24 protein-coding genes are annotated in these 25,447 nt (G+C 43.1%); 6 read left to right on the top strand and 18 right to left on the bottom strand.

The window, feature by feature from the left end:
* Positions 1 to 2 precede the first annotated feature (2 nt).
* Both ACXACN_RS17945 and ACXACN_RS17940 read right to left on the bottom strand, forming a co-directional pair.
* Complete coding sequence (locus ACXACN_RS17945; protein ID WP_474966263.1) at positions 3 to 1,427, bottom strand: hypothetical protein; 1,425 nt, start codon at positions 1,425 to 1,427, stop codon at positions 3 to 5.
* 491 nt (positions 1,428 to 1,918) lie between these two features.
* On the bottom strand, positions 1,919 to 2,911 hold the full coding sequence (locus tag ACXACN_RS17940; RefSeq protein ID WP_474966261.1) for a ring-cleaving dioxygenase: 993 nt from the start codon (positions 2,909 to 2,911) through the stop codon (positions 1,919 to 1,921).
* A gap of 306 nt (positions 2,912 to 3,217) precedes the next feature.
* Between ACXACN_RS17940 and ACXACN_RS17935 the strand changes: the two genes are divergently transcribed.
* On the top strand, positions 3,218 to 3,748 hold the full coding sequence (locus ACXACN_RS17935; protein ID WP_474966259.1) for a Rossmann-fold NAD(P)-binding domain-containing protein: 531 nt from the start codon (positions 3,218 to 3,220) through the stop codon (positions 3,746 to 3,748).
* Between the two features lie 16 nt (positions 3,749 to 3,764).
* Here ACXACN_RS17935 and ACXACN_RS17930 read toward each other — a convergent pair whose 3' ends face one another.
* From ACXACN_RS17930 to ACXACN_RS17895, 8 genes are all read right to left on the bottom strand, one after another.
* Positions 3,765 to 5,612 carry a gamma-glutamyltransferase family protein gene (locus ACXACN_RS17930; RefSeq protein WP_474966257.1) on the bottom strand — a complete coding sequence of 616 codons (1,848 nt, stop codon included), beginning with the start codon at positions 5,610 to 5,612 and terminating at the stop codon, positions 3,765 to 3,767.
* Positions 5,613 to 5,625: 13 nt separating this feature from the next.
* Positions 5,626 to 6,879: a CapA family protein gene (locus ACXACN_RS17925; protein ID WP_474966255.1), complete on the bottom strand. Its 1,254-nt coding sequence runs from the start codon at positions 6,877 to 6,879 to the stop codon at positions 5,626 to 5,628.
* Positions 6,880 to 6,892: 13 nt separating this feature from the next.
* On the bottom strand, positions 6,893 to 7,342 hold the full coding sequence (gene pgsC / locus ACXACN_RS17920) for a poly-gamma-glutamate biosynthesis protein PgsC (protein ID WP_115823699.1): 450 nt from the start codon (positions 7,340 to 7,342) through the stop codon (positions 6,893 to 6,895).
* A gap of 21 nt (positions 7,343 to 7,363) precedes the next feature.
* Positions 7,364 to 8,611 carry a poly-gamma-glutamate synthase PgsB gene (gene pgsB, locus ACXACN_RS17915; protein WP_474966911.1) on the bottom strand — a complete coding sequence of 416 codons (1,248 nt, stop codon included), beginning with the start codon at positions 8,609 to 8,611 and terminating at the stop codon, positions 7,364 to 7,366.
* A gap of 328 nt (positions 8,612 to 8,939) precedes the next feature.
* Entirely contained in the window at positions 8,940 to 10,934 is a 1,995-nt protein-coding gene (locus ACXACN_RS17910) for a penicillin-binding transpeptidase domain-containing protein (RefSeq protein WP_474966253.1), read from the bottom strand.
* A gap of 259 nt (positions 10,935 to 11,193) precedes the next feature.
* Positions 11,194 to 11,637, bottom strand: coding sequence for a DUF6376 family protein (locus tag ACXACN_RS17905; RefSeq protein ID WP_474966251.1), 444 nt, complete (start codon positions 11,635 to 11,637; stop codon positions 11,194 to 11,196).
* Between the two features lie 54 nt (positions 11,638 to 11,691).
* On the bottom strand, positions 11,692 to 12,063 hold the full coding sequence (locus ACXACN_RS17900; protein WP_474966249.1) for a VOC family protein: 372 nt from the start codon (positions 12,061 to 12,063) through the stop codon (positions 11,692 to 11,694).
* Positions 12,064 to 12,117: 54 nt separating this feature from the next.
* Positions 12,118 to 12,849, bottom strand: coding sequence for a ZIP family metal transporter (locus tag ACXACN_RS17895; RefSeq protein WP_474966247.1), 732 nt, complete (start codon positions 12,847 to 12,849; stop codon positions 12,118 to 12,120).
* A 448-nt stretch (positions 12,850 to 13,297) separates the two neighbouring features.
* Between ACXACN_RS17895 and ACXACN_RS17890 the strand changes: the two genes are divergently transcribed.
* Positions 13,298 to 14,113, top strand: coding sequence for a CsxC family protein (locus tag ACXACN_RS17890; protein WP_474966245.1), 816 nt, complete (start codon positions 13,298 to 13,300; stop codon positions 14,111 to 14,113).
* 48 nt (positions 14,114 to 14,161) lie between these two features.
* Here the strand turns inward: ACXACN_RS17890 and ACXACN_RS17885 are convergent, their stop codons facing one another.
* The 3 genes from ACXACN_RS17885 to ACXACN_RS17875 form a co-directional block, all read right to left on the bottom strand.
* Entirely contained in the window at positions 14,162 to 15,472 is a 1,311-nt protein-coding gene (locus tag ACXACN_RS17885) for a hypothetical protein (RefSeq protein ID WP_474966243.1), read from the bottom strand.
* Between the two features lie 249 nt (positions 15,473 to 15,721).
* A complete protein-coding gene (locus tag ACXACN_RS17880; RefSeq protein ID WP_474966242.1) occupies positions 15,722 to 16,456 on the bottom strand; it encodes a CsxC family protein in 735 nt (244 codons plus the stop codon).
* A 203-nt stretch (positions 16,457 to 16,659) separates the two neighbouring features.
* The gene (locus tag ACXACN_RS17875; RefSeq protein WP_474966240.1) at positions 16,660 to 17,412 is read right to left on the bottom strand and encodes a CsxC family protein; all 753 of its coding nucleotides are present in this window, start codon (positions 17,410 to 17,412) and stop codon (positions 16,660 to 16,662) included.
* A gap of 434 nt (positions 17,413 to 17,846) precedes the next feature.
* On the opposite strand from ACXACN_RS17875, the gene ACXACN_RS17870 reads away from it, so the two are divergent.
* Both ACXACN_RS17870 and ACXACN_RS17865 read left to right on the top strand, forming a co-directional pair.
* A complete protein-coding gene (locus ACXACN_RS17870; protein WP_474966239.1) occupies positions 17,847 to 19,037 on the top strand; it encodes a ParM/StbA family protein in 1,191 nt (396 codons plus the stop codon).
* A gap of 11 nt (positions 19,038 to 19,048) precedes the next feature.
* The gene (locus tag ACXACN_RS17865; protein WP_474966237.1) at positions 19,049 to 19,417 is read left to right on the top strand and encodes a dehydrogenase; all 369 of its coding nucleotides are present in this window, start codon (positions 19,049 to 19,051) and stop codon (positions 19,415 to 19,417) included.
* A gap of 110 nt (positions 19,418 to 19,527) precedes the next feature.
* Here the strand turns inward: ACXACN_RS17865 and ACXACN_RS17860 are convergent, their stop codons facing one another.
* On the bottom strand, positions 19,528 to 20,091 hold the full coding sequence (locus ACXACN_RS17860) for a CotY/CotZ family spore coat protein (RefSeq protein WP_474966236.1): 564 nt from the start codon (positions 20,089 to 20,091) through the stop codon (positions 19,528 to 19,530).
* Positions 20,092 to 20,333: 242 nt separating this feature from the next.
* Between ACXACN_RS17860 and ACXACN_RS17855 the strand changes: the two genes are divergently transcribed.
* Both ACXACN_RS17855 and ACXACN_RS17850 read left to right on the top strand, forming a co-directional pair.
* Positions 20,334 to 20,759 (top strand): hypothetical protein, encoded by a 426-nt coding sequence (locus tag ACXACN_RS17855; RefSeq protein ID WP_474966234.1) that lies wholly within the window; start codon positions 20,334 to 20,336, stop codon positions 20,757 to 20,759.
* A 116-nt stretch (positions 20,760 to 20,875) separates the two neighbouring features.
* On the top strand, positions 20,876 to 21,376 hold the full coding sequence (locus tag ACXACN_RS17850) for a hypothetical protein (RefSeq protein WP_474966232.1): 501 nt from the start codon (positions 20,876 to 20,878) through the stop codon (positions 21,374 to 21,376).
* Between the two features lie 181 nt (positions 21,377 to 21,557).
* Here the strand turns inward: ACXACN_RS17850 and ACXACN_RS17845 are convergent, their stop codons facing one another.
* The 4 genes from ACXACN_RS17845 to ACXACN_RS17830 form a co-directional block, all read right to left on the bottom strand.
* Entirely contained in the window at positions 21,558 to 22,739 is a 1,182-nt protein-coding gene (locus ACXACN_RS17845; RefSeq protein ID WP_474966230.1) for an NAD(P)/FAD-dependent oxidoreductase, read from the bottom strand.
* Positions 22,740 to 22,756: 17 nt separating this feature from the next.
* A complete protein-coding gene (locus tag ACXACN_RS17840) occupies positions 22,757 to 23,188 on the bottom strand; it encodes a helical membrane plugin domain-containing protein (RefSeq protein ID WP_474966229.1) in 432 nt (143 codons plus the stop codon).
* Positions 23,189 to 23,546: 358 nt separating this feature from the next.
* A complete protein-coding gene (locus tag ACXACN_RS17835; protein WP_474966227.1) occupies positions 23,547 to 24,464 on the bottom strand; it encodes an aldo/keto reductase in 918 nt (305 codons plus the stop codon).
* A gap of 181 nt (positions 24,465 to 24,645) precedes the next feature.
* Positions 24,646 to 25,371: a TspO/MBR family protein gene (locus tag ACXACN_RS17830; protein WP_474966225.1), complete on the bottom strand. Its 726-nt coding sequence runs from the start codon at positions 25,369 to 25,371 to the stop codon at positions 24,646 to 24,648.
* Between the last annotated feature and the right edge of the window lie 76 nt (positions 25,372 to 25,447).

Here is a 25,447-nt window from a genome sequence, read left to right as displayed (position 1 = left end):
CGTTATAATTTAATAGAATCGATAAAAGCTCTTAATTTAGCACTACTGGTTCCAGGCTGATGAGGGTAATGGGTCGATAAGAAATTCTTCTTTCGCTTTTCCCAATTATTATTACTTGGCGCGTTCATTACGGCAAGCATGTGATCGACAAGAACACTTGGATCATCATGTATATACATGGATAGTTCATCGTAATAATTAGTCATACTTGACCTAAACCCCTTCAACCTCCACATATAAATGTGTTTCCCTGCTAACATCGCTTCAAGAGCGATGGTCGATTCATAGCTGATTACAGCATCGACATTCTTCAATAAGTCGTATAGGTGAAGATCATCCGCAAACCTCAAATTTGAAAATTCCTTAGCTAATTCAATCGTTTGGGCAGATTTACGCTGCCTTCCGTTTCTCTGTTTAATGATAATATTCACACTTCCTAGTTCATCCAAATACTTTAGCACCGCTCTTATAAATTCCGTCTCGATATGATGAATCACAACTAGCACATTCTTCTTACTCTTATTCAAATTAAAATGAGAATGAAGGGCGCTCCGACTTAGAGCTGACCTTTTGACTAATTCATCAAACCTTGGATGACCAATGGATTGAAGTCCAATCTCATGAATCCCTTTACTTTGAAACCATTGAATATCCCACGACCCATATACCGCTTGATAAGTGGAAACTTTTGGTAAATACCCAAACTCAAGCATAACAATGCCATGCTGAAGACAGAGAGAGGGAATTCCTTTTGAAGATGCAATAAGAGTAAGAATTCTCGTATCACTACTATTCGTAGTACCTGTTACGAGACAGGAAATTGCGTTCTGCTCAAAAAAATTTTTAGCTGCGACAATTTGCTTCATGATCCCCGGAACCTGTTTAATAAAGGTTTCGCGGAAGGCTTTATTTTTGTAGATTGGATGAACCGGAGCATTCTCGAAATATTTCTCTGCTTTTCTCTGATAAGCTTTAATTGTATTGACATGAATACTCTTATATTTTTCTAAACTGTCTATAGGGATTTTACCCCCTACAGAGGAACCATATGCACTCGTTTTCCGCTTCAAAACAAGGGAATCAAAAGGACTGAAGTTCTCCTTCATAAGCTGATCAGGAAATCGCAGGACGTTATCGTAAAAAACGACCTTTCCTTCTCCTTTTACCTTCCCTCTAGACTTCTCAGCTATTTTATTGAAGGTAGAAAAATGAATATCGAATAAAGACTGCAGATGTTTCTCATTCGTAATTTTCGTATTTAATAAGGTTGACTTACTCTCGAGCCTCTCCAAAAGAACATCATTCTCATTGACCAATAAAAAATAAGGACAAACTAATGGTAGCGGTATCCCCAAGTATGACAACTTTTTAAATTCATTGATAAAGTCCAAATAAGATGCCCAGTAATTATTGACAAAGGTATTCATACCTTCACTCCTTACGCCCATTTCGTTTATCTAATATACCAGATTGATAATTACTGAACTATTTTATGTAAAAACATTCAGAAAAATTATTCATTTATAAAAGCCTTACACCTATATTTAAATGCATGGCAGTGTTAAATTGGACGGGGAGGGTGGGAGCTTCTACATTAATTGTGGAAACGCCTTGAACAGTAGAATGCATCCTGGACTTACTGGAGGTGATAAAAGAAGCACGAAGAACAGAGCGATTCGATGTTGACTTAAAGTACATCACTAAAAGATACTAGTTTTATTAGAACTCAGTCTTTCAATGGCCTTGAATAAATTCATAAACCTCAACGTACTCCCGAAAAAAATGGAGTCATCCCTTACGCCCAATGCACTTGTCAATTACCTCTCATTAGATGCCTTGTCTAATAAGAGGTTGTTACGAACATCAAACCTAAAATTTGAAAAACCTAAATAAGAAACCGAAGGTCATTACCCTCGGTTTATATTCCTTGTTCATATTCTTTTTCTATCGTCTTCGTACTTCTAACCGTATCAATCGGACGTACATAATTCTCGATTTCTTCACGCTTCGGCTCAAGCTTCGGCGGCAGAGATAACTTTTCACCAAGGGTTTCATAAGGTTCATCTCCCATGAAGCCTGGTCCGTCCGTAGCCCACTCAAACAGGATTTGCGGGTGAACCTTTGCATATAAAGATCCGAAGTAGTGGCGATTGACAAACCCTGAATTCCTTAAGCCGAACTTCGATAGACGCTCAATCCATTCATCCAATGCATCCTTGTCTTCCACACGGAAAGCCGCATGGTGAACGGTTCCATATCCTTGGCGTGCAGGTGGAAGAATCGCGTTATATTCTACGATGACAGAAGCACCGTTTCCGCCTTCCCCCACTTCAAATAAGGTGAACGCTCCATCTTCATCCACTTCCTTGAAGTTCATGACTTTCTCAAGCATTTCTTTGAAGTATTTCTTATCATCGACTCTAACGTATAAAGGCCCAAGGCCCGTGATCGCGTATTCCAACGGTACAGGCCCCTGCTGCCATGGGATGCCTGGGGCTACTCCTTTGTCCTTTTCATCCGATACAAGCTCATAGGCTTGATCATCAAAATCGACGAACGGCAGCACCTTTTTGCCGAACCGTTCCTGTATTCCTTTATGATTCACTTCCAAACGGTCGAACCGCTTCACCCAGTAGTCCAAAGCCTCATTACTAGGCACGCGGAAAGATGTTTTCGCGATCTCATTCGTTCCGTGGGAGCCTTTCGGAATGCCTGGAAAGTCAAAGAAAGTCATATCTGTACCCGGGTTTCCCTCATCATCTGCGAAAAATAAATGATACGTTTCAATATCATCCTGGTTGACCGTCTTTTTCACGAGACGCATCCCAAGGACATAAGTGAAAAATTCATAATTCTTCTCTGCACTGCTTGTTATGGCGGTTACATGGTGAATGCCTTTCAATTCATTCATTCAATTTCCTCCCATATATATCATCATTTCGTAATTATCTCAGTTTCAAGATAAATATAATACATCTACACTTCCATGTCAATTTATTGTGTTTACGCAAAGGGCTTTCATCCCACATAACTTTTTATTACATTTAATTATGGAGGCGAAAACAATAGAGTGTTCGTCAGCCTCTCAAACACTTTCCACTTGAGAAATAAGTTAGTTCAGGAAGTTTATTACGTCTAAAGTATGAGGGGATATGAAACCTGATCCTGATTATTTCCAATCCATTCCTATGTATTCTAATCCCAAGGAGGGCTCTATATGAATAGAAAACACGCTCTGGTAATCGGTGGTACAGGAATGTTGAGAGATGTATCGCTCCGGCTTGTGGATCAAGGTTTTGTCGTTTCTGTAATTGGGAGAAGCAAACATAAACATGAAGACATGAGATCAAAATGTCCTCACCCAAAGCTCATCCACCCTTTAACATTGGATTACTATGACCATGCAAAACTTGAAGAGGAGATTAGAAACGCGATTGAAGAATATGGCCCTATTTCCCTTGTCGTGAGTTGGACTCCTTCGCTCCCATCATTGGAATTGGTTAGTATGATTGTTTCTGAACAAAGCCAACAATGGAATCTGTATCAAGTGAAAGGAAGCAGGAGATACTTTGAATCCTGCACGCTAAAACTCCCATCCAACTGTATGCATAGAAGCATTTATTTAGGTTTTGTCATCATGGACGATGGTTCAAGGTGGTTAACAAACGAAGAGATATCCAATGGGGTTATGACTAGTGTGGAAAATGATCGAAGATATTCAGTCATAGAAAAAGGCCTCTCCACTTAGGGAGAGGCCTTTTCATTTATTGCGCTGTACTTACATCATCCATACCATCCTGATTTCCTATCTGCCATGTACCTAATCGACGAGAGTCTCCTCCTCCGTACATTTGGAGGACATCCCCGTTCCTGCGGATGCCAAGTCCCTGAATACCGCCGTAAAAGACAGGTGAATCATGTTCGATAACAGAATAGCCTTTCAAATCCCTTAGCCGGGCGATGGGCTGCTGTTCAATCAAGTTCTCGACGTGAACGACATTATCTTCTGTGTAAAAACGACTTCTGCTGATGGCTCCCTGTAGCGTTAATTGCTCTCCAGTATCTTGGTTTATTCCATATTCATACTGGATCAGTGTTTGAATCAGCATCGCCGGAATTCTCTTTCCACCAGGAGAACCGATACCGAGGACTGCTTTTCCGTCTTTAGCGAAGATCATCGGCGAAACGAAGGAACGTGGACGTTTCCCTGGTTCATAAGCGTTCATAGAATCTTCCGCTGTATCGAAATTGTTCATTTGGTGATTTAAAAAGAACCCATCGATGTATAAGCCTGAGCCAAAGAACTTTCCAAGTGAGTTGGTCGCGGAAACCATCATCCCGTCCTTATCAACGACGACAAAGTGGGTGGTGTTCCGGTGGTCGGCTTTCTCACCAGGCGCGGTGTACAGATCCACAGAACTTGTCAGTGTAGGACCTCCGACAGAAAATTCCTCTTCAAACAACTGTTTTGTATACTCTGTTGAAGTCAATTTCTCCTGCTCTACTTCCTCAAAGGCAGGGTCGCCCAGGGTGTAGACTCGATCTGTATAAACCTTGTCGACAATCTTGTTTACCAGATGAATATAGATATCCTCATATTGTTGATCGTTTACGATTTGTTCCAGACTCTCTGGAAGGTTGCCATCCAGAAAGGCAGGCCAGCCGCCTCCAGGTAAGGCATATTCTTTTTTCAGTACTTCATCCAGATTCGCTTCCAAAAGTTCCAGCATTTTCAATGCCTGGATGACGATGATTCCGGAAGTTGGCGAGGATCCGGCATACAAAGTTTGGCCTTTGAATTCACCTTTTGGTGCAGGGCGTTTACCGACTTCATAGGCTTCCAGGTCTCCAGGTTGAAAACCAAGCTGACTTGTAAGAGAGTCAGCAACCTCCCCTTCATAAAAAGATTCCGCCCCTTCCTGCTGCAGTTTCTTCAACGTCTCGGCAAGCTCTGCTTGAACAAGGGTATCGTTGATCTGCAATGGACGATCTTGAGGATAAAACATGTTGTAAACGGCCGGGTCTTCATTTCCTGACTGAATGAAACGTCTGGAATTTTGAAGCTGTTCATTGAAGATTCGTCCGACTTTGATACCTTCTTCACTGTGGGTGACGGCATCTTCGAGCAGCTCCTTCCACTCCATTTCATTCCCGTAATCGTTATAGACTTCTCCCATCCCTTTCACAAACCCAGGCACAGCAATTCCTCTCTGTGGACGCGCCCCGCTGACAGGAGCCGCTTCGCGGTAATCGTACGTGATTGCTCCTTCGTCCGGCTCGTGGACAATCATTTGTCCACCCCCGCCGATCCCGGAGCCATAAGGTTCAACGACATTCAATACAAAGGAAACGGCTATTGCTGCTTCTGCAGCATTGCCTCCCTCATTAAGCACCTTCATCCCTGCTTCAACAGCGAGGGGGTGCACTGCACTGACACCATAAACAAACGCTTCTTCCTCTGAAGAAGTATCTACTTCTACCGTTTCCTCACGACCTTGGACTTCATAAGGCTCACGGAACTGGTCGAATTCTTCTTCAAAATAAACATTCCATCCAACTAAGCCGACAAAAATAATGCCGGCTAGTATATAGGTCACTTTTAAATCACTCAAACCCCTGGACCTCCTATCCTTCAATAACGCCGGCTTTTTTCAAGTCGACAACGAGTCTACCGTCTTCCATCCGCCATAGTTCATCGTCCAGTTCCTTCCTAAGCGTACGGAAAATACGGTAATCACGGAACGGCTTCAAAATTCCATCTGTCTCTCTCGGTCTCGTATCGGATATTTGCATTGGTACGAAGGAAAGCTCCGCCCCTCCACCCTGAAGAAAATCAAGTTGGGCGAGCGTGGAGTCTTTCGTACGCGACCATCCCTGGTCGAAGACGAAATTCCCTAGGCTGTTCATGACAATCGAAGTCTTATCTTCACTTTGCGGATCATCCGGGTCCTTCTCGATATGTACACGAGTGATAGGCTCAAGCACGTGAGAGTGGTGGCCGATGATGACATCCGCTCCCATATCAGTCATCAAATACGCAAGCGTCTCCTGAGTATCATTGGAACCAACCTGGTATTCATCTCCCCAGTGGGTATGGACCATGACGACGTCTGCCTGTTCTTTCGCCTCACGGATACGGCTTTGAAGCACGCCAAGACCAGCATTCGTCAAGACTCCACCAACATATTCACTGGCGCTGTACCCTTGGACGAAGACATCCGTGAATCCTAGAATCGCAATGTTTCTTCCATTGGCATCAAAATAGTGAATTTCACCGGCATCTGTCATCGTTTCTTCTTCATCGAACATTTCTTCAGCAGGATCCAGTGCACGGCCAATCCCTATCAGATCAAGGTCAACTTTTTCCATATGCTTGAGGGTTTCTTCTAATGATAGATTTCCATAGTCCATGATATGGTTGTTTGCGAGATTGACAGAGTCAAAACCAGCATCCACCAGCGCCTCTTCGGCCCCCTTTTCAGCATACAAATGGATGGCCTTATTCCGCAGTTCAAAATCTTCCATAACCGTCTCTATTTCAGGGTTCTTTGCATCGATAACCGGGTTCTCAAAGTTCCCTGTGACATAATCGGACTCTTCAAAGTATGGGGTCACATAATCAAAAACACGGCCTATCGGTTCTCCACTTCTGACAGCCGCATCACGGACGTGACGACCGAGCATCATATCCCCAACCATTGAAATCCTGAATTCCACATCATCCGGACGTGTATCTTCCGGCATCTCCGGCTTATCGATCCATTGATGACCGAAGAAAGGCACCGCTAATAAAGCTGCGAGCACCATGGAATGGAAAGGTGCCTGCTTTTTATGCTTCTTCGTCCATACTTTCATCTTATATTTAAGATCTTTTTCCATTGGAAAATCTCCTCTAAATCAAATGGTATGCCGTAATCAATACAAAAGTTGCGAACGCAATGAGGAACGTGGCACTAAATGTAGGCAGTACCCCTTGCTTTTGTATTGAGTTTGCGATCAATCCGGGAACAATGACTCCAATTCCCCTTAATTCCATAACAGGAAAAGGAGTGAGAGGATATAAATAATCCATAGACATTTTCATCAACACACCTACGGTCAGCATAGCCGCAAATTTACGCCGGCCGTAAAGAACCGTGAATCTTGCGAGTACTTGAGAAACGAGTAAATATGTGACTAAACTGATCAATCCAACAGCTAATACGTACATGACTTGGTCGAATATCAATGCTATGTAGCCCGGGACAACCAGACCCGCGGGCACGATTCCTGTTTTCTCTGCATACAGCAAACTTAGTAAGACACCAATAACAATCGCAATATATAAATCTGTACCGAACACGTGGACTCCAACTCCCTACCATTATTTGTTCGTCTGCAAAACTTTACGAGAAAATGAACGACTCTCTTCCGCGTCTTCAATGACATCCCAACCTGTTTCTTCTCGTGGAGAAGGACGGAATTCAAGTTCCTCAACAGCCGCTGCCACTTTCTCACCAGCTCCGACGATATTTCCGATTCCGTATATGACACTATCATCCGGAAGCTCTTTTAAGTGATCGACGATAACCTCTGTCGTTGCTTTTTCCAAGTTTATAAGATTGAGAGGCCTGATTTTACCTTCTTCATAGGCTTTCGTAATCGGCCACACACTTTCTCCCATAACAATCAACCGCTCCATTTCAATATGGGGCAGCACATTTTCAGCGAAATCAATCGTCCGCTCTACGCGGTCACTGCGGCAGCTCATAACGACCGTACGCTCTTGATCGGGGTATCCTAATTGTTGAATTCTTTCCCAAATGTTCAACGTTGACGTCGTATCATTCGCAGCAAAACCGTTGAAAAAGTACTTCGGTGCTTCCTCTCTACCGAAACGGTGGACGCGCATTGCTCCTGGATCGACAGGTGCCTGCAGCATCCCTTCGAGCGCGACTTCACGATCGATATCCAGAATTTCAGCCACCGCCATCGCAAGGGCTGCATTTTGAGGGAAAATCATGAACGGGAACTTTTGTAAGTATGCTTCATCAATCCAGCTTTCATCGGCAACGACGACTTTCGAATTTTTCCTGCGTGCGATTTTCTCAAAATACTTCTGATAGGGCGTTTCCGGTATGATGACATAGCCGTTGTCCGGAATGGTTGAACTGAAGGCTTCCGCAATATCATCAAGGGTCGGGCCCATCACATCCATATGGTCTTCTATGACATTGGCGATAATGGTGATGTTCGCCTTCACCAGCCGCTCCTGGAAAACCTTCTGATATTCAGGGTTCACCGCCATACATTCACTCACAAAGGCGTCTGCCCGTCTTTTCACCACTTTTTCCGTGATTTTCATTTGCTCATTTATATTCGGGCCTTGCAGACCACGGATGATCGGCTCTTCATCATCCTTATCCCAATAAAACATTCGCGCTGAAGTCCCTGTCGTTTTTCCGACCACTTTCCGACCGTCCTGTTTCAAAATTCCCATAACAAGACGAGTGACCGTCGATTTCCCACGGATTCCGTTTACGAGAATCCTAGTAGGGATTTTTTTCAGACGACGATCAAGCTTATATTTCTCCCAAAGACCTACAACGAGCACAAAAACAAAGAAGATCATCAGGTACGCTAACTCATCCACTAACTTTCACATCCTTATCTAGTTCCAAAGATACCACGAACTCACTCTCCCTAAAACTAACAGATTATTACAACCTACGCCACCACTCGGCATAAGTCCTAGTAGTCTACCATACCCTAATGACGAGATTATAATTAAAATTTGCAAAGATATTTTAAAAATTTCCATCTTCATAACTTTCGTCCAAGGATCTCTTTTTATGACATCTTCTAGAAAATATTTGAGTACCCCCTTATATATTTTTGTTATACAAAAAAAGTTCTGCTTCAAAAAGAAACAGAACTTAGGACAAATTCCACCCTTATCCTTACTTAAGGGTTTGAAAAACTTTCTTCACTTTCGGCACAACCTCATGACTGCCCCCTTCGACATCTTCAATCATCATCGAAATCATCAGATTCTGCTTGTCTGTATCCCACGCAATGAACCATCCATTCTCCTGTCCATCCTCATCCTGGGATTGTTTCAATTCGGCCGTCCCCGTTTTACCAGCCAGACTCAACCCTTCTACGTCAGGTTTATGAGCCGTCCCATCCGGATCATCGACAACCGCTTTTAAATCATCTCTTATAACGGAAGCCGTCTCTTCACTCATTACGTTCTCATGCCATACTTGACTCTCTTCATCAGAGGAAATCAGCCTTGGCTTCATAACATCCCCTCCTGTCACGAATGGCGTATAAGTAAGCGCTAAGTGAAGACTGCTCATTTGAATTTCTCCCTGACCAAAACCAGTGTCTCCGAGTAACGCATCCCGGTTAAATGTTTCTTCGTTCAACAACGAGGAATTCTCGATTGGGAATGGAAATGGAAGATCCTCCCCAAATCCGAACTCCCGGGATTCTTCCAGGAATGTTTCCCCACCGATTTCAAGGGCTTTTCGAGCAAAGTAAATGTTGTCAGAAAGGACGAGTGCATCTTTTAGGTTGACTTGTTCATCTTCAGCCGCCCCTGGCACTCTTGTCACTGTGTATCCGTTCTGGTCAAAAGTCGTTCCAGTGATGGATAGTTCTTCTTCTGGTGAAATGACCCCTTGTTCAAGGCCAATAGCTGCTGTGATCGGCTTAAATGTCGAGCCGGGTGAGTAGGTACGATTGAATTTGTTCAAGGTCGACTTTTCGTCGCGATTTAGGACAATCGCATTTGGATCATAAGCAGGGGCGCTGACGAGAGCCAGGACATCACCTGTCATCGGGTTTACAGCAGAAGCTGCGCCTGATCCTTCAGACAATTTTTCATGAAGGGATTTCTGCACTTCTGATGATATCGTCAAGTTGAAATCTTTTCCGTCTTTAGCTGTAGTTTCAGCCAACACTTCTTTTGTTTCTCCCGCCTCCGTCTGGATGACGATTCTACCACCTTCCTCGCCTCTCAATTGATCTTCAAGAACACTTTCAAGCCCCGTTTTCCCCAGTTGATCTGAAGCTGTATACCCTTCGTCTTTCAACTCTTCAAGTTCCTCCGCTTGAATCGGACCTACGTACCCAATTAAATGAGCAGCCGCTTCTCCTAAAGGGTAGCTCCTTGCCTCTTGATCAACTTGGAATTTTACTCCACGGGGTAGTTCATCATCCTTCAGTGCCTCAATCGTATCTTGGTCACTTTCAGCTACAGCCCCCACAGGTACGAACGTATCTGCCTTAACCCAGGATTGATTCAACTGTTGGTCAATGTCCTCTACGGTTGTATCCAATATTTCAGCGACCGCCTTTTTCAGTGTTTCTGTCTCCTCTTCCGTATGCTCCTGCATCCAGCCGGGTACGAGACCAACCTCAAGGACGCCTCCATTGACAGCCAATGGGCTCCCATTTGCATCAAACATTTCACCACGCTCAGGATCTAGCGTCCATGCTCTTACCTCGTCTCCTTCTTGCATTTGCGGAAAAATCATTGAAGAGTTCCACTGCACAGCCCAGCGATTACTCTCCTCTCCTTCTTCATAGACGAGTGTTGCCGCGTGGGAAAACTCAATCGGACCTCCTAACGAATCCAGCGCACCTGTAAATTCAAAAGAAGGCGTATCTTCTGTTTCATACTCTTGTTCTTCTTCAGGAAGTTCGTATGTAAACGATAGATTTGCCATGTCAATCCCTTCATAAATCGTTGTATATCGACTAACAAATTCCTCTTTGCTCAAGAGTTGCTTCGAATTCTCACTAAGAGTCTCGTACATTTGTTCATATTCACCACTTTCCCAGTGATTCATATAGGATTGAAATGCATCTTTCGGCTTTGGTTGAGCCGTGCAGGCCACTAATATAATCAACCCAATTCCCACCAACAAGAATCGATACCACTTCATATTCACCGCTCCCCTTTACATATATAGACAAATTTCCCTTCATTTCATCATAGTACACTCTACAAGAAATGAACAGAAAGCCACCCCACAAAACCCCTCCATCAAAAAGGAAGAGGGTTCACGATCATCTACTATTCTGTCTCCACGCCAGTGCTTCGCAGTGTATAATGATGATAAATGAGTCTATGCAAAAAAGACTACAGCCCTGGTGTAGTCGGGTTGTAGCCTTTTTCATTCGATGTGCTAGAAAATAGATTCTTCACTCACCTAATTGCTGAATCTGATCAAGGAGACTTGTGAGCTGGTTGAGCGTCTGGAAAACTTCCGTGTTTTCAATTACCGACGGATCCAGCTGACCATTTTCTATATTTGCAAGATACATATCAATTCCCTCAAGGGCTCGGTTGTTTTGATCGACCACTTGTTGGTGCAGGTCAGAAGCAACATCCGGGGCATCAAGCTCGTTGAATTCTTTAATATCTTCTTTCATTGCTTCAAGCTTTGTTTCCAGTTCCTGCGCTGCCTCTGGATCCGAGGTCGCACGTTCGGCCAGTGCTGGAGCTTCTTCTGCAAACGTATTCGCTTCGTTCGCATATTCTGTTGCTTCATTGACGTAGGAGAGTGTATCATTTACTCCATCGATCAGTCCGCACCCTCCAAGAAGAGATGCACCTAATAACGCCGTGAGAGCGGCTTTTTTCATACACCTTCAACCCTTTCCTTCTATCATCCGTGTACCTCTGCCAAGATAGAGATCCTATTTGTTAAACTCAATGATATTACCATCCGGATCACTGATGTACACCTGGTGCCATTCCGTTTTGTTGTCAGGCTTGTTCAGCATCTCGACTTCATGCTTTTCCAAATGACGGATGAACGCGTCTATATCCTTCACTCTGACGGCAAAATGTCCATCCCGGGAATCAATATCTGTGGTGCCACGGAACGTTCGTCCTTCTTTATGTACGATCAAATGTATTTGCGTTGCCCCAACCTGATACCATGCACCAGGAAAACCGAAATCGGGACGATCCGGGCTCTCTTCAAAACCTAAGACCTCACTGTAGAAATGCTTCGCTCTTTCGATATCTGATACTAACAAGGACACGTGGTGAATACCTTCGTACATCTTTTCCACTCCTTTTCCCTTTTCTAACAGTGTAATCGAAAAGGAGACGAGTAGCTACCTGAACCACTCTACCACGCCGATCATACTGAGCAGCCCGAACAGAAAAGAAAAAGTAGCAAGTCTTTCATACCCGTGCCCATGCGTTTCCGGAATCAATTCTTTATACACGATAAACAACATCGCACCAGCAGCAAAGGCCAGTCCATAAGGAACGAGAAACAAAGCAAGATGAACCATGAAGAAACCAAAAATACTAGCAACACACTCGATGACACCTGTTAAGAAGGCCATCAGGATCCCTAAAGACTTACGAACCCCCTGATTGAACAAAAACAAAGCGACAAGAAAACCTTCGGGTGCATTCTGTAACCCCATTGATAAGGCGACAACTAGTCCAAGATTTTCAATTTCACTCGCTAAACTCGCCCCTACCGATAAACCTTCAGGAATGTTGTGCAAGGTCATAGCCGCAACAAACATCATGGCCTGTTGAGGCAACTGTACATCACTGCGTTCATGGTCCAGATCGATGTGAGGGATGATGTATTCCAATAGGTTCAACAGCAGCGCCCCGACAAGAATACCAAAACAGAGCACATACATATTGGTTAACTTGAGCGATGCAGGAATCAACCCGTAAGTCGAAGCTGCCACCATGATTCCTGCTGTATAAGCGAGAATGCTATCCATTCGCTTGTGAGAAAGGACACGTATGAATAAAACAGGAAGGGCTCCGACACATGTCGCAAACGCCGACATGACCATTACCCACAAATTCCACTCCATAGCATCCCCCCTCTGTAATTACCAAGGCTCAATGATTCCTTTTTTTACAATATGACCAGGCCTCCCGAATTAGACGCCCCCTTTTGATGGATTAGTAGACAACTGGTTTTCGCATAGAGAATTATGAGACCCATATTAAAAAATTCCCAGGATAAACGACTATGGAAAGTACGCGCATGAGTAATCTCCCAAGGCAATATGGGAGTTCCATAAAAACCAGCCTCCTCAAAAAAATCATGAAGCCCTCCATAAAAGAGAGAAAAAACAAAGGAAGCTTGCAATGTGGACAGCTAATAAGTTCAGAGGGATAGAACCTATTTTTCAATCCTATCGTCACTCGTCCATTCACCTCTCCTCTTAGACACATATAGTATTAATGAGTCAAGAGGAACTTGTCTGAACGAAAATAATAGACTTTTGACAAAAATATAAATAAGGAGCGAACAATATGAGGAAAAACACAGGATGTGGAAAGGGATATGGACACGGTAAAAAATGCCCACCCATCTCAAGCGATGTAGCCAAATCAAAGAGTTTGTTTACAGCATCGGAGGAGTTTGCATCTTCACTTACAGAACAAACCGTTGTACTTGGGGACGTATTGATGCAATCTCTCACTGAAGCGGACTTCAAGCTTCCCTCTTACGCTAGAGCTATTAAAAACATCGAAAAAAACATTTCCTTGACACAGTGTAAAGCGCTTCCTGTTCCAGGAAACCCAAAGTACGTAAAATTGTTTGTTGAGGGAGTTGTCCACAAGAACATCCAGTACGTAGAAGACGGATATGGATATGTCAAAGACTACAGCATTGACATCCCCTTCCAAGCCTACGACCAAATCAAACTTTCTGTACCCGTCGACAAACCATTCGATTATGAATACAGCGTGAAAGATAACGTTCTTCAACGCCGAGAACTTGCCAAAGACGGCATGGGGGCAGACCGTTGCGAATTCGGTTCATTGACGTTCGAAATCAACAACGAGCCGATCAAATGTAAACTCCTCGCTTCTGCTGTCAACCAGTGGGATATCGTGCATCACTTTGATAACTGGGGCCGTTTCAACAAAGTGACGGAAAAAATGGACATTAACCTTGTCATCAAGCTCACACAAAAAAGGCAACCTCGCTTTTCACCACCAACTTTACCTCCAATGGATAATGACTCAGATTATGCATGCTATGGAGAAGAAGAAGCTCATGGGGCAACAACTGAACAACAAGAATCGGTTTACAGCCGCTTCCGAAAAATCATCGATCAATAACAATAAAGAGGTGCCCCTTAAGGGACACCTCTTATTTATGAGAAATACCTATACAAATACATATTGCTTTTGTAAGAAATCGTAAACCAATTGAGCACAACCTTGGATATACAACTCCCCATCAATGAGAGAGGCATCATTGTGACTTACAAACCTTACACTTTGCACTTCTACTTCTACAGGATCAACGAAAGTTTCCACGAACTCATAATGTACATTCCCAACCTCTTCACAATCAAAGGTGTATTCCTTCCGTTTTGAAGATGGTAAGAGTGGTTCTATCTTCCACCCTACACAAACCGTCTTCTCCCATGGAACCGTTTGTTTAAGCTGTTGAAGCGTTTCCCCATTATCATAAATGACCTCTACCATGAGCACACCACATAGGAATACACAGGAAGATGGAAGAACAACGGTTTCCTTTTGGGAATGAATGGATACTCGAACTTCTACGATTTCGCATAGATCGTCAGGTACATTCAAGGTTTCCATCACATTCACTTCGACCTTTTCCGTAGACAGTAAGACGGGAATTTTAACAATCCTACTCCATGCGCGGCAAGAGGATTCTCCCTCCTCTTCACAAGAAGATTCCAAAGATGAAGAACTTTCGATCCTCTCATAATGCTGTTCACAGGAGGACTCCAAGAGTGAAGAACTCTCGCCCCCTTCACAGTACAGCTCACAGTCTAAGGACGAAGAACTCTCAAACTCTTCATAATATTGATCGCAAGAAGACTCAGCTTCATGGTCGACAGCAAAGGCCGAACTTTCGTCGCGAGATGGAAGAATGGAAGAAGATTCCTCCTCATAAGTCCATTCCACCTCTTCAGTCCAAGAACTAGATTCCCCTAGCATGGAACTGACCTCATGGAATACATCAGAGGTTTCTCCCTTCCATGTCTCCCCATTCGACTTTTCGTCTTCTAGCCATGTAGGTTCTATTTCTTCCCCAATCAATTTCTTCTGATCATGATAGTGGTCTTTAAACCCTTGCCGATCATCGCTTGACTCTCCCATGGAAGCAACAATATCCGTTAGAATAGAGTAGTCTTCAAACTCGGGGACTTCAACTTGAGAATCATCCATAGAACCCCAATCCGGGCTCGGATCATCTTTTAACAATGCAAGGATTTCTGGTAAGAATGGGTTGGTTTTATTTTCTCCTCCTGCTGATTCCATTGGATGGTCCCATGATTCAATAATAGATTCTTCTTCCCTATACTCATCGGACTGTTCGGCTATGGACATAGAGTCTTTCCTATACGAAGACAATCGCTTCCGACTCTCTGCTAACACACGTTCTTCTGTGTCATCATCTAAAATTTTTGAAGGTGGGGAAATGACGGGTCGAGGCATTTCTCCACCTGAGTCGTAAGGAGAATAGATATCATAATGATTTTCTGAAACAGGATGATCTACCTCAACAGGAAAATCATAGGAATAATTTTCTTTTACACGCTCACCTTTTGTTCTTTTTGACTTTGAATGTGACCGATTCGTCCAGCGGGTTTGGTGGAAATTGATTTCATCTCTCTTCATCTCGCTCAGAAAGGTGCTTGCCCTTCAGCATCCTTCCTCCCCTCCTTTCTGACTTATAGTCATCACTCAACAATCATCATTGGAAGCTGATGCTACTCGGATTTGTTGATCTTGAAGGACTTTCACGCAAATATCCAGCACCATTTTTTCTTCAACCTGCGTGAAGTATCCTTCATTAAAAGGAGAAGAACCTGGAAGGGGTTGACGATCGAGCGCTTCATCCCACTCAATGATTTTGCTGGAAAGCAGCTCACAATAAGGGAGCTCATTGTAAAATTGTTTGCTTTCCTGATGGAATTGAGATAGATCGCTGCTTATTAATTCATCTTTCTCAGGGAATCCGGAAGGTAAAGATTGGGATACCGCAAAATCAAATTCTTCCCGCTTATTATTTTTAGGCATGACAGGCATCGATAGGAAATCCTTGATTTCAATTACCGTATCAAATGGAATATCGACAGTGAATGAATGAAGATCAGATGCGACTGTCGTATCCGTACTCATTTCAATTTCGTTTGCTGGACTCGCATATTGAATGTTTTTTCGGACGAACCCTTTAATGAAAAGTTTTTTTGTCGGAAGGAGCAAACGACACTGAGTTAAGGCGACTCTTTTCTTAATATCTTTAATTTCAAGCACAGGTTCAGGGAAAGTGATGGTTTCATTTATGTTCAACTGGACATTGAGCTCGGCGAGGACGACAGGTACCTTTGTGACAATCTTGCCAATGCTCACGTGAGGCTTGCAAGGCTTACAAAACCCTTTTTCACACTCATAGGAATCGTTATGTTTTTCAGACATTCGATGGCCTCCTAAACGAAAGATATCCCCATCGTATGTAAGAACTCTGCCGATGTCTGGGCTCTTATCTCGATTTTGAGATACGTTCAAGCTTAGGGCACAGCGGATATGAACCATTCGTCTACCATAGAATAAAATAAAAACACGACCCTCTTTTAGAAGAATCGTGTTTCTGTGACATCAATGCTTATCCGTATCCACCATTAGAGTTGAACTTGTTGCTTTTGCAAGACTTTGACACGGAACCTGACCATCATCTTCTCAACAATGTTGCAGAAGTGTCCTTCGTCAACCGGGCTGTATGCTTCACGGTCGGTCGCTTCATCCCACTCAAGAATTTCACTCTCAAGCAGCTCACAGAATGGAAGTTCGTTGTAAGCCTGAGTGCTTTCCTGGTGGAACTGGGAAAGATCACTGGATAGAAGTTGATCTTTTTCAGGGAAACCTTCACCCAAGTCCTGAGCACGGAAGAAGTCGAATTCTCTTCTTGTGTTCGCTACAGGAAGCTGGACATTGCTGACGTTGACAGTTGCCATACACTCAAAAGGGACTTTAGTCGTCAATGACTTCATTTCAGAAGAGACACATTCACCAGAAGCACCATAGACCGGGCTCGCATATTGAATGTTTTTACGGACATACCCTTTGATGAACAATGGGAAATCCCCACTTACAAACCTACCACCATTGCCTGAGAAAGTACGCGTCATCAGACGACATTGAGTGAGTACCACTCTCTTCTTAATGTCTTTGATTTCGAGTACAGGATACGGGAACTCGATGTTCGCCACAAGGTGAGTTGTAACGTCAAAAGCTCCTAATTCAACAGGAACTTTTATAATTAGGTTATCTGAAGTGTTCACTGGAGCATCAGTAACGACCTCGTCTTTACATTGGTCAACAGAGGCTGATGCATTAAGGTTTACACATTTATCGCGACAGTTTTCTTTATCCATCACTTTTTTCCTCCTTTATATTAACCTCTCTGTATTCTATGCAACCTACTCTATGAAGCATGGTCATATGTAGGAGTATAAACGCGGAACTTTGACCAAGTCCCCCCATTTTTCAATAGAAAAGTAAGCTGAAATTACAACAATTTTATATGATATACATATTGTGGAAGATTCATTTTGAATATTATGCTTGAAGATCCACATGGATTTAAGGTGGAAAGACCCCTTGCCCTTCTGTTGTGCCTCACTGATGATTCGTTTACACAAAAGTTATTAAAGTAAATCTTCATTTCTCCTGCCAATTCGGCTTTACTTCACCATATCCGCTTCATGTTAATAGGAGGAAATAGAATCATGTATTTGCAGGAGTAGGAACTGGGTATTCGCACAAGGACTGCCCCTTCTACATAGGTTGTAAAATGAGGAGGTAGAACATGAACAGAAATAATTTTCTAGCCGTAGATGTCGGAAACAGTTGGTACAAAGCGTTGGTATCCGATCAAGGGGAAACATTTGATTATCAATTGCCGAACGCGATTGCCTTGTTTGATGAGGAATTTTATGAAAAACCGTACGACGAAGAGGATGTGGATCTTGAGGAAAATTTGATTGTTGAAATCAAAAGCCCATCCATCCAGGATCGACGGGAGATTTTTTATATAGGTAAGTCCGCGATGCAGCAGAAGAATGTCAGCTTGACTTCATTCAATAATCAAAAAGTTGACGAAGAACGCACCTATATTCTGCTGTTTGCTACCGCTGCGTATCACGCACTAATGACGAATCCTGCTGAAGAGGATTTCCAGTTCACCATCAATCAATTGGCTGTATCTTTACCTACGACCCAATACAAGGAGAGGAAGGACCTTTTCAAACAGCGCTTGATCGGAAATCATACAGTTATTTTTCACAAAGTGCCTGGGATAAGAGAACCAAAGGAAGTGGCGATTAAAATTCAAATTGAGGATGTCATCGTAGGAGCAGAAGGTGCCCTTGCCTACTTAGCTCTGACGAGAGATCAAGATACGCTGATGATCTCGGACGATTCGCTTGTGAAGGACTCTTCTAAAGGCATTCTAATCGGAGACCTCGGCGGAGATTCGGTGGACTTTGTAGGAATCAAGAAGAATAAACCGGTCGCATCTGTCGAAGGAGAACCGTTCGGAATCAATCAATACCTCGATCATATCATACAAAAGATAAGCAAGAATGAGATGTACAGCTTCAATTCACGTTCTGAGCTTGAGGAAAAACTCATTGCTGGCCAGTCCGAATGGTACGTTGAACCTTTCGCAGGAGTACGGAAAGATATTAGCAAATACATCACCCCACAACTTCGCTTGATGGCCATCAAGTACCTCGAACATTTCGACAGAGTGAGAAGCCGTTCCAATGAGATCAAAGGTGCCTCCCGATATATCGCCGTCGGCGGAGCTGCTGAGATTGCTGAAAAACAAATCAAAGAAGCTGCGGTAAAATGGAATGAGCGTGGCCGCCCGATCGAACTGCTCTTCCCTGAGAACATGTCAAAATTGAATGTCCAGGGCTTGATGATCCTTGCGAAGATGCAATGGATCAGCAAAAACAAAGAATATGCGGATGATTACGCGTATACCAAAAGTTAGAGGGTGAAGGAATGTCGAACGTATATCACGATTATTTTAAACAAAACGTGCTGACGATCCCTGATTCCTTCATTGATATAAAAACAGGGGACCAACATTCCATTCCTCCTGAAATTAAAGAAGAAATTGCTTATCATTCAGAAAATAACACATTGAATCATTTGATATTTTCTGCCCTGAGTTATTACTTCCATAAAGATGCAAGTTCTCAGCAAGAGGGAACAAATGGGGTCTTATCTGAATTGCTGGAAATAAAGAGGTTATTAGCCGCAGGCTCTTATCAAAGGGGAAGTGTACCTTTCCCGCTTAAAAAACCCCCTGTTTCACAGGAAATGAATATCCAGGAGATCGAGGATTTATTAGAAGCTTTTGGAGGATAAATGAAGATGTCAGTATGTACAGAAGGTAGGCTCATGCAGCTACCTTCTTTTCGTTTACCGATTTACGCATAGGAAAGGAAATGAGCGTACTTCATTTAAACTGGATGATTTTACAAGTGGACAGCTGGCAGGCAGGTAATTGCACAAAAACATGATAAATCCACACTGATGCAAATGCCAGTACCTACTAGATCATCCAGACATTTGTGATCCAGTTGATGACAGGCGGAACCGTGTTTGCTGTGACAATGCTTAGGTTTTTTATCTTTTAAATCTGATTTAAAGTCAAGCAGCTCAAGGACTGCGCAATCTTTAGTTAGTTCTTTAATTTTAAAAATGTGTGTATGGATACACTTGATTTTTTCTTTCTTAGAGTGACAGGAATACGTGGCTACTCCTGTGCCTTTGAAAGGTTCACATCCGCAATATAAAAGGAAAGGAATCGTGTTTTTCTTCACACGCTTCTCTCCCAGCAGGTCGTCGATCGATTGTTGGCACGATGAGTGGCAATCATCTTTTTTCACTTTCTTTTGCGCATATAGGATCGCCTCTAACACTTCTTCTACACAGTTTTTATAGTGTTTCATTTTATGGTGTTTTTCTTTTTTTCCACAGCATCCACCTTTATGGCGATGATCATAATCATAATCATCTTCATACTCTCGATAACTCATTTTTTTCACTCCTTAATCATTCAGTTACCGTATTATACGTGTGGATACAATTTTCGTTTGATATGTGCGCCCACCACAGAGGAATTTTCTTTCCCCTTTGTAAAAAGAGCCTCAATAAAATGTTAAACCCCTACCAATGACCCAGAATGGGACTTTTTCATTATGAGCGTATCGTACCTTGGTTCACCTCTTCCCTTCACTTATACTGAGAATAATAGGAAGGAAAGGTTAGTGATTTTCTCATGCTTTACGTACGGCAGGTTGAAGAAATAATTAAGGATACACTACTTGAACATCAACTGGACATCAATTATGAAATCAATAATAAACTGCCAGCCCCAATGAGTTATAATGTATCCACGAATACAGTGAATTTTAACTATCTACAAATCAATGGATATATGAGTAAAATAAAAGTGAATGAACGGGAGGAAAACGTTGTAAAAATCATCCTCTATCATGAAATCGGCTACTACCTCACATTTAAAAAGCACAAACACGATTTGCGCACGCTCATGTACGGCGGAGACGAAGAAATTGAAGAACTGAAGTCGGTGATTGAAACGAATGCGTGGAACTATGGACGCGCATTAGTTCCGGAACATTTGATTGAATCCTACGACCTCGTGCGGGAAAAAGACGAGCAGCTATTGCAAGGTTTAAAATAAAATATCCTTTCTTCTATAAATTATCCTTAAAAATGGAAGGTCATTTCACAGACCTTGTAGAATTAGTTAAACAGTCACTTCATGATTAGGCTTAATAAAAAAGGAAGGTGAATGGCATGTTCAAGAATCGTTTATTCAAGAATGTTCTATTCCGATGGATGCCACATAAAGAGCAAAGCATTTGTGAGAAAAGATTGGTCAAAGTGGTCAAACGCTTAAAGGTTGAGAATTTCAATTTTAATTGGGATCGAAGCAGTTGTTTTGTGGAGTTTACATATCAAGGGGAGAGCTACCGACTTGAACATTCTGTTGATAAAGCCAAAGAAAAAGGCATTATCTTAAGAAATGGTCTGGATTGCTTGAATGAATTGACGCAGTCACTCGAAGATTTAGGTTTGATTATCGACCGTGGCATGTATGATTTTGATACTTGGATTGCCGGCATGAGACAGTCACCTTCCATGGAAGAGCAGCCTGAAGTGAAAGATGAATTTCAGCTCAAGTATAAATCGCTCGGCAAACATACAGGAGAAGAAACGATTGCCCTAAAACCGGAGGCTTCTTTCAAAAAATTTGAAGACAGCCAGCCGTCGTCGAAACGGACGCAAATCAAATAAAAAATGACCTGCCTTTTTATACAAGAGGCAGGTCATTTTTTGTTTATCTCTTTTTTCCTGATCCAGAACGACATGGTTGCATAAGCCACAAAGAGCAGATTGTAAACACAAAAAACCTGCTTCTTTTCGCTCGGGGCGATCGGAAGCAGGCTCTTTTTATAGTGGTTTCACTTTTATAGACTTAGTAAGCAAGTGCGAATAGTCCCTTGATGTGGGAAAGATAACGTACGTTACTCGCTTCTTTCATGACAGAAGCTGGCAGACCTTTCAATGGTGTCTGGTTGGCACCGATGAAAGCGACCGCGTCTTTACGACCAAGGCTTGCAAGTGTCCCTGAGTTGACAGGTTCGAACTCTTCGAAGCTCTTGTCTTCAAGGTAGGCATATAGGTTGTAACCGACAGTCTCACCCATCTGCCATGCGATTTGTGCTGTAGGTGGTTGTGGACGCTCATCACCTGGCTTGAAGTAAACGGCACTGTCACCGACAACAAAGACGTCTTTGTGGGAGACGGACTGAAGGTAGTTGTTCACAGACGCACGTCCGCGATTCACTTCAATACCGGATTCACCAACAAGTGGGTTTCCTGCCACTCCACCTGTCCAAACGAACGTATTCGCTGTCAGCTTACGGCCGTCTTTCAATTCGATGACATTTCCTTCAACATTCGTGACAGGAAGTTCTGTCAGGAATTCAACACCGCGATCTTCAAGGCTCTTCGTTGCTCTTTCAATCAAATGATCTGGAAGCATCGGCAAAATTTTAGGCATCGCTTCTACGAGTGTCAACTTGATCTCGTCAGGGTTTACACCGTACTTTTTAGCCATTTCTGGCGTTTCGTCTGCCAATTCACCGACAAGCTCGACACCAGTCAAGCCACCGCCACCGATGACGATGTGGGCATCCGCTTCGTTATTCGTTGCAGCATAATCACGAATACGAGCTTCCACATGTTCGCGGATCTTATTCGCATCTTCTGCAGATTTAAGGACCATGCTGTGCTCTTGTAGCCCAGAGATGCCGAAGTAGTTCGTTACACTACCCAATGCCACAACCAAAGCATCATAGAACATTTCAGATCCATCTTCCAGAGAGATCTTCTTATCATTGACAGAGAAGGAATCGATCGTCGCAACCTTAAGGTTGATGTCTTTTCCTTTCAAGAGCTTCTCAAGAGGAAGCGCTGCCGCTTGTTCAGAAATGTTTCCTGCTGCCAAACGGTGCAATTCTGTAATGATTTGGTGTGTTGGGGTTTTGTTAATGATCGTGACGTTCGCTTCGGAAGCGTCCATATATTGGCGCACAGACAATGCGGCAAGAAGCCCGCCATAACCGCCGCCTAAAATGACGATTTCTTTTGACATGTTGATTCCTCCAATTCCTACTCTTTGTGATTGCGTTCAGCGGATACTTTCAAGTATGCATTGACGAAACGGAACATTTTTTGAGCTTGAGGGTCTTTCAACATCTTCATCAAGCCGAATAGTCCGATGACCTCTGAACTGCTTTCCGCATGATCTTTCGCTTCGATGGCGTTCTGCGCTACTTCTTTCACGGAATGTTTGAGCGGCTCAGCCACTTCAGACATGAATTCAACCGTGTCACGCTTCAGAATTTCATCTGTTGCCAGCGATTGGACGGTATCGTAAGAGCTGGAAAGAATCTTCACCAATTCGGTCAGCTTCGGAAGCTCTTTCACAAGAACAGTCAAAGATTCCTGTACTTCAGGTTCCAGTAGTTGGTCGAGCAGTTCACGCTCGTCACGAGCTACGTTTGTCTGCTCGTCTTTTTCTGTTGTGAATGAATCTGCCATATCCACTTCTCCTTTTTTGAGCCAGAGCTCATTTTTTATAAGTAAAATAACTAGTACAAGCAACGAAAGCTCCACCTGTTATAAAACAGTAAGAGTGCTATTTTATAGCTAACGTTACTAGAGTAAAATATAATCTTGTGAAGCACAACACATTCTTACAAAATAAACGCTTACACTGAGGATTTTTTTCTAATCCCTGTTCTTTTTACAGCATTTTCAATCAAATAAACGGATATATCGCTCTTCTTATCATTCGCTAAAGTGATTTTCTCATTCCAGGATAGACTTTTCCTTTTCACCCTTTGTCACGAAAAAGAGGCTAACCATGAACCAGATTAGCCCCCTACTTCAACAGATGTTACGGTAAATCGTTACCAGCAGCGCGGTATAGCTCGTACCATTCTTCTCTCGACAAGACGAGATGAGAAGCTTTTGCGATGTCCTGCAGTCGTTTCGTGTTCATGGACCCTACGACAGGCTGGATATTAGCTGGATGACGAAGAATCCAGGCGATCGCGATGGCAGAGTCCGTTACCTCATACTTTTCAGCTAATTCTTGCAGTTTAGCATTCACTTCCGGAAAAGCAGAATTGCCAACAAACGGACCTTCAATCATACCGTGCTGGAATGGAGACCAGGCTTGAATGGTGATGTCATTCAGTCGGCAGTACTCCAATACATTGCTGTCTCTCACAATAGCCGGATCATTCTGCATGTTCACATTGAAACCTGCATCTATGATCGGGGTATGTACTATGCTGAGTTGCAACTGATTGACGATCAAGCTTTCTCCTACATATTTGTTCAACAATTCCATCTGCATCGGATTTTGGTTACTGACACCAAAATAACGTACTTTCCCACTTTCTTTCAGGGTGGTGAAAGCTTCGGCCACTTCTTCAGGCTCCATTAAAGCATCTGGACGGTGCAGCAGGAAACTGTCCAAATAATCGGTGTTCAACCGCTTCAAGCTTCCTTCTACTGATTCCAGGATATGCTCTTTTGAAAAATCGAAGAAACCATCACGAATGCCACACTTCGACTGAAGCTTAATGTCGTCGCGCGACACACTCGTCGTTTTCAATGCTTCAGCAAAAACAGATTCGGATTCTCCTTTTCCATAGATATCCGCATGATCAAATAAGTCGACCCCATTCTCCACTGCGTTCGTGATTACCTCAGACGCATCTTTCGTACTCAAATCGCTCATTCTCATACAGCCGAGCGAGATTTCTCCTACTTGTAAATCACTTTTCCCTAATTGAATTTTCTTCACTTTGCTTCCACCTTTCTTTCCCAACCTATCCTTATCCTATCACTTTCCCTCTCATTCGTAAGGAATAACGCTTACACAAACACAAAAAAAGGAAGACCAGGTCATCCAGAATCTGGATGACCTGGTCAAGGGGAGTCGGCGTAAATAAAAAAAGTCACTTGATGATCCGATCAAGTGACTTTTATCTTTTTCTGAACCCATATACAATTGTGATGACCAGGAGCAACCCTGCAAGTATAAAAGCTGAATTGACTACAAGAGGCACATCATTGCCTTGATTTTTCACTCCAATGCCGATAAATGCCCAGACAAAAACGAGTGGATAAATTAAATCGTCCTGGCTTTTCATAAAGAATATCGCAAGAAGTGTGCCAATGATCATCAACAGGATCGTCCACACTGTGGCGGAAATTCCGAAACCATCCCAACCGATGTAAGTTAAATAGTAACTGATGTTCGCAATCGTTGCGACACTAATCCAACCGAGATAAACAGAGAACGGAAGCCGGTCGAAAAAAGAGGCCTCATTTTTCTGCAAGGTCTGATACAAGCGGATCAATGTCAGCAGCAACCCAATCATCACCAAAACGGAAAGTCCAAAAAACTCATAGTGCCACATAAAGATCCAGAGACTGTTCAAAAGGCTGCTTAGGACGAACAGTCCGCTTGTTTCTTGATAGATGGGCAAGTCCCGCCTGCTTTTTGGAAATTGCCGGAGCACCCAGATTCCTAATAAAATGTATATGAGTCCCCAGATGCTGAACACATACCCCGCGGGAGTGAATAACACGTTCAGACGGTTGGAGATTTCCCCTGTCGTTTGACCATTCAGGGGCAAAGCGTTAGCTAGGCCATTTACAGTGACAACAAGAAGGAACGCCAGGACGTTCATGAACCACTTCCCCATCATAACTCCTCCTTATACTCCGATTGATACATAGTATTCCTTTTCACGCTCTGATAAAACACCTTCCTCCACATCC

The organism is Halobacillus sp. AWM4_238 (assembly GCF_056158265.1).
Note: the sequence above shows the minus strand (reverse complement) of the source record. Positions and strands in the feature narration are given on the sequence as shown.

What these genes read in the sequence shown, in the direction of transcription:
- ACXACN_RS17940 (WP_474966261.1), bottom strand. Translation starts at nt 2,911, where the DNA reads ATGAATGAATTGAAAGGCATTCACCATGTAACCGCCATAACAAGCAGT.
- ACXACN_RS17945 (WP_474966263.1), bottom strand. Translation starts at nt 1,427, where the DNA reads ATGAATACCTTTGTCAATAATTACTGGGCATCTTATTTGGACTTTATC.
- ACXACN_RS17865 (WP_474966237.1), top strand. Translation starts at nt 19,049, where the DNA reads ATGTCGAACGTATATCACGATTATTTTAAACAAAACGTGCTGACGATC.
- ACXACN_RS17885 (WP_474966243.1), bottom strand. Translation starts at nt 15,472, where the DNA reads ATGCCTCGACCCGTCATTTCCCCACCTTCAAAAATTTTAGATGATGAC.
- ACXACN_RS17910 (WP_474966253.1), bottom strand. Translation starts at nt 10,934, where the DNA reads ATGAAGTGGTATCGATTCTTGTTGGTGGGAATTGGGTTGATTATATTA.
- ACXACN_RS17895 (WP_474966247.1), bottom strand. Translation starts at nt 12,849, where the DNA reads ATGGAGTGGAATTTGTGGGTAATGGTCATGTCGGCGTTTGCGACATGT.
- pgsB (WP_474966911.1), bottom strand. Translation starts at nt 8,611, where the DNA reads ATGATCTTCTTTGTTTTTGTGCTCGTTGTAGGTCTTTGGGAGAAATAT.
- ACXACN_RS17900 (WP_474966249.1), bottom strand. Translation starts at nt 12,063, where the DNA reads ATGTACGAAGGTATTCACCACGTGTCCTTGTTAGTATCAGATATCGAA.
- ACXACN_RS17935 (WP_474966259.1), top strand. Translation starts at nt 3,218, where the DNA reads ATGAATAGAAAACACGCTCTGGTAATCGGTGGTACAGGAATGTTGAGA.
- ACXACN_RS17860 (WP_474966236.1), bottom strand. Translation starts at nt 20,091, where the DNA reads ATGAGTTATCGAGAGTATGAAGATGATTATGATTATGATCATCGCCAT.
- ACXACN_RS17840 (WP_474966229.1), bottom strand. Translation starts at nt 23,188, where the DNA reads ATGGCAGATTCATTCACAACAGAAAAAGACGAGCAGACAAACGTAGCT.
- ACXACN_RS17855 (WP_474966234.1), top strand. Translation starts at nt 20,334, where the DNA reads ATGCTTTACGTACGGCAGGTTGAAGAAATAATTAAGGATACACTACTT.
- ACXACN_RS17925 (WP_474966255.1), bottom strand. Translation starts at nt 6,879, where the DNA reads ATGGAAAAAGATCTTAAATATAAGATGAAAGTATGGACGAAGAAGCAT.
- ACXACN_RS17850 (WP_474966232.1), top strand. Translation starts at nt 20,876, where the DNA reads ATGTTCAAGAATCGTTTATTCAAGAATGTTCTATTCCGATGGATGCCA.
- ACXACN_RS17890 (WP_474966245.1), top strand. Translation starts at nt 13,298, where the DNA reads ATGAGGAAAAACACAGGATGTGGAAAGGGATATGGACACGGTAAAAAA.
- ACXACN_RS17830 (WP_474966225.1), bottom strand. Translation starts at nt 25,371, where the DNA reads ATGGGGAAGTGGTTCATGAACGTCCTGGCGTTCCTTCTTGTTGTCACT.
- ACXACN_RS17875 (WP_474966240.1), bottom strand. Translation starts at nt 17,412, where the DNA reads ATGGATAAAGAAAACTGTCGCGATAAATGTGTAAACCTTAATGCATCA.
- ACXACN_RS17905 (WP_474966251.1), bottom strand. Translation starts at nt 11,637, where the DNA reads ATGAAAAAAGCCGCTCTCACGGCGTTATTAGGTGCATCTCTTCTTGGA.
- ACXACN_RS17870 (WP_474966239.1), top strand. Translation starts at nt 17,847, where the DNA reads ATGAACAGAAATAATTTTCTAGCCGTAGATGTCGGAAACAGTTGGTAC.
- ACXACN_RS17845 (WP_474966230.1), bottom strand. Translation starts at nt 22,739, where the DNA reads ATGTCAAAAGAAATCGTCATTTTAGGCGGCGGTTATGGCGGGCTTCTT.
- ACXACN_RS17880 (WP_474966242.1), bottom strand. Translation starts at nt 16,456, where the DNA reads ATGTCTGAAAAACATAACGATTCCTATGAGTGTGAAAAAGGGTTTTGT.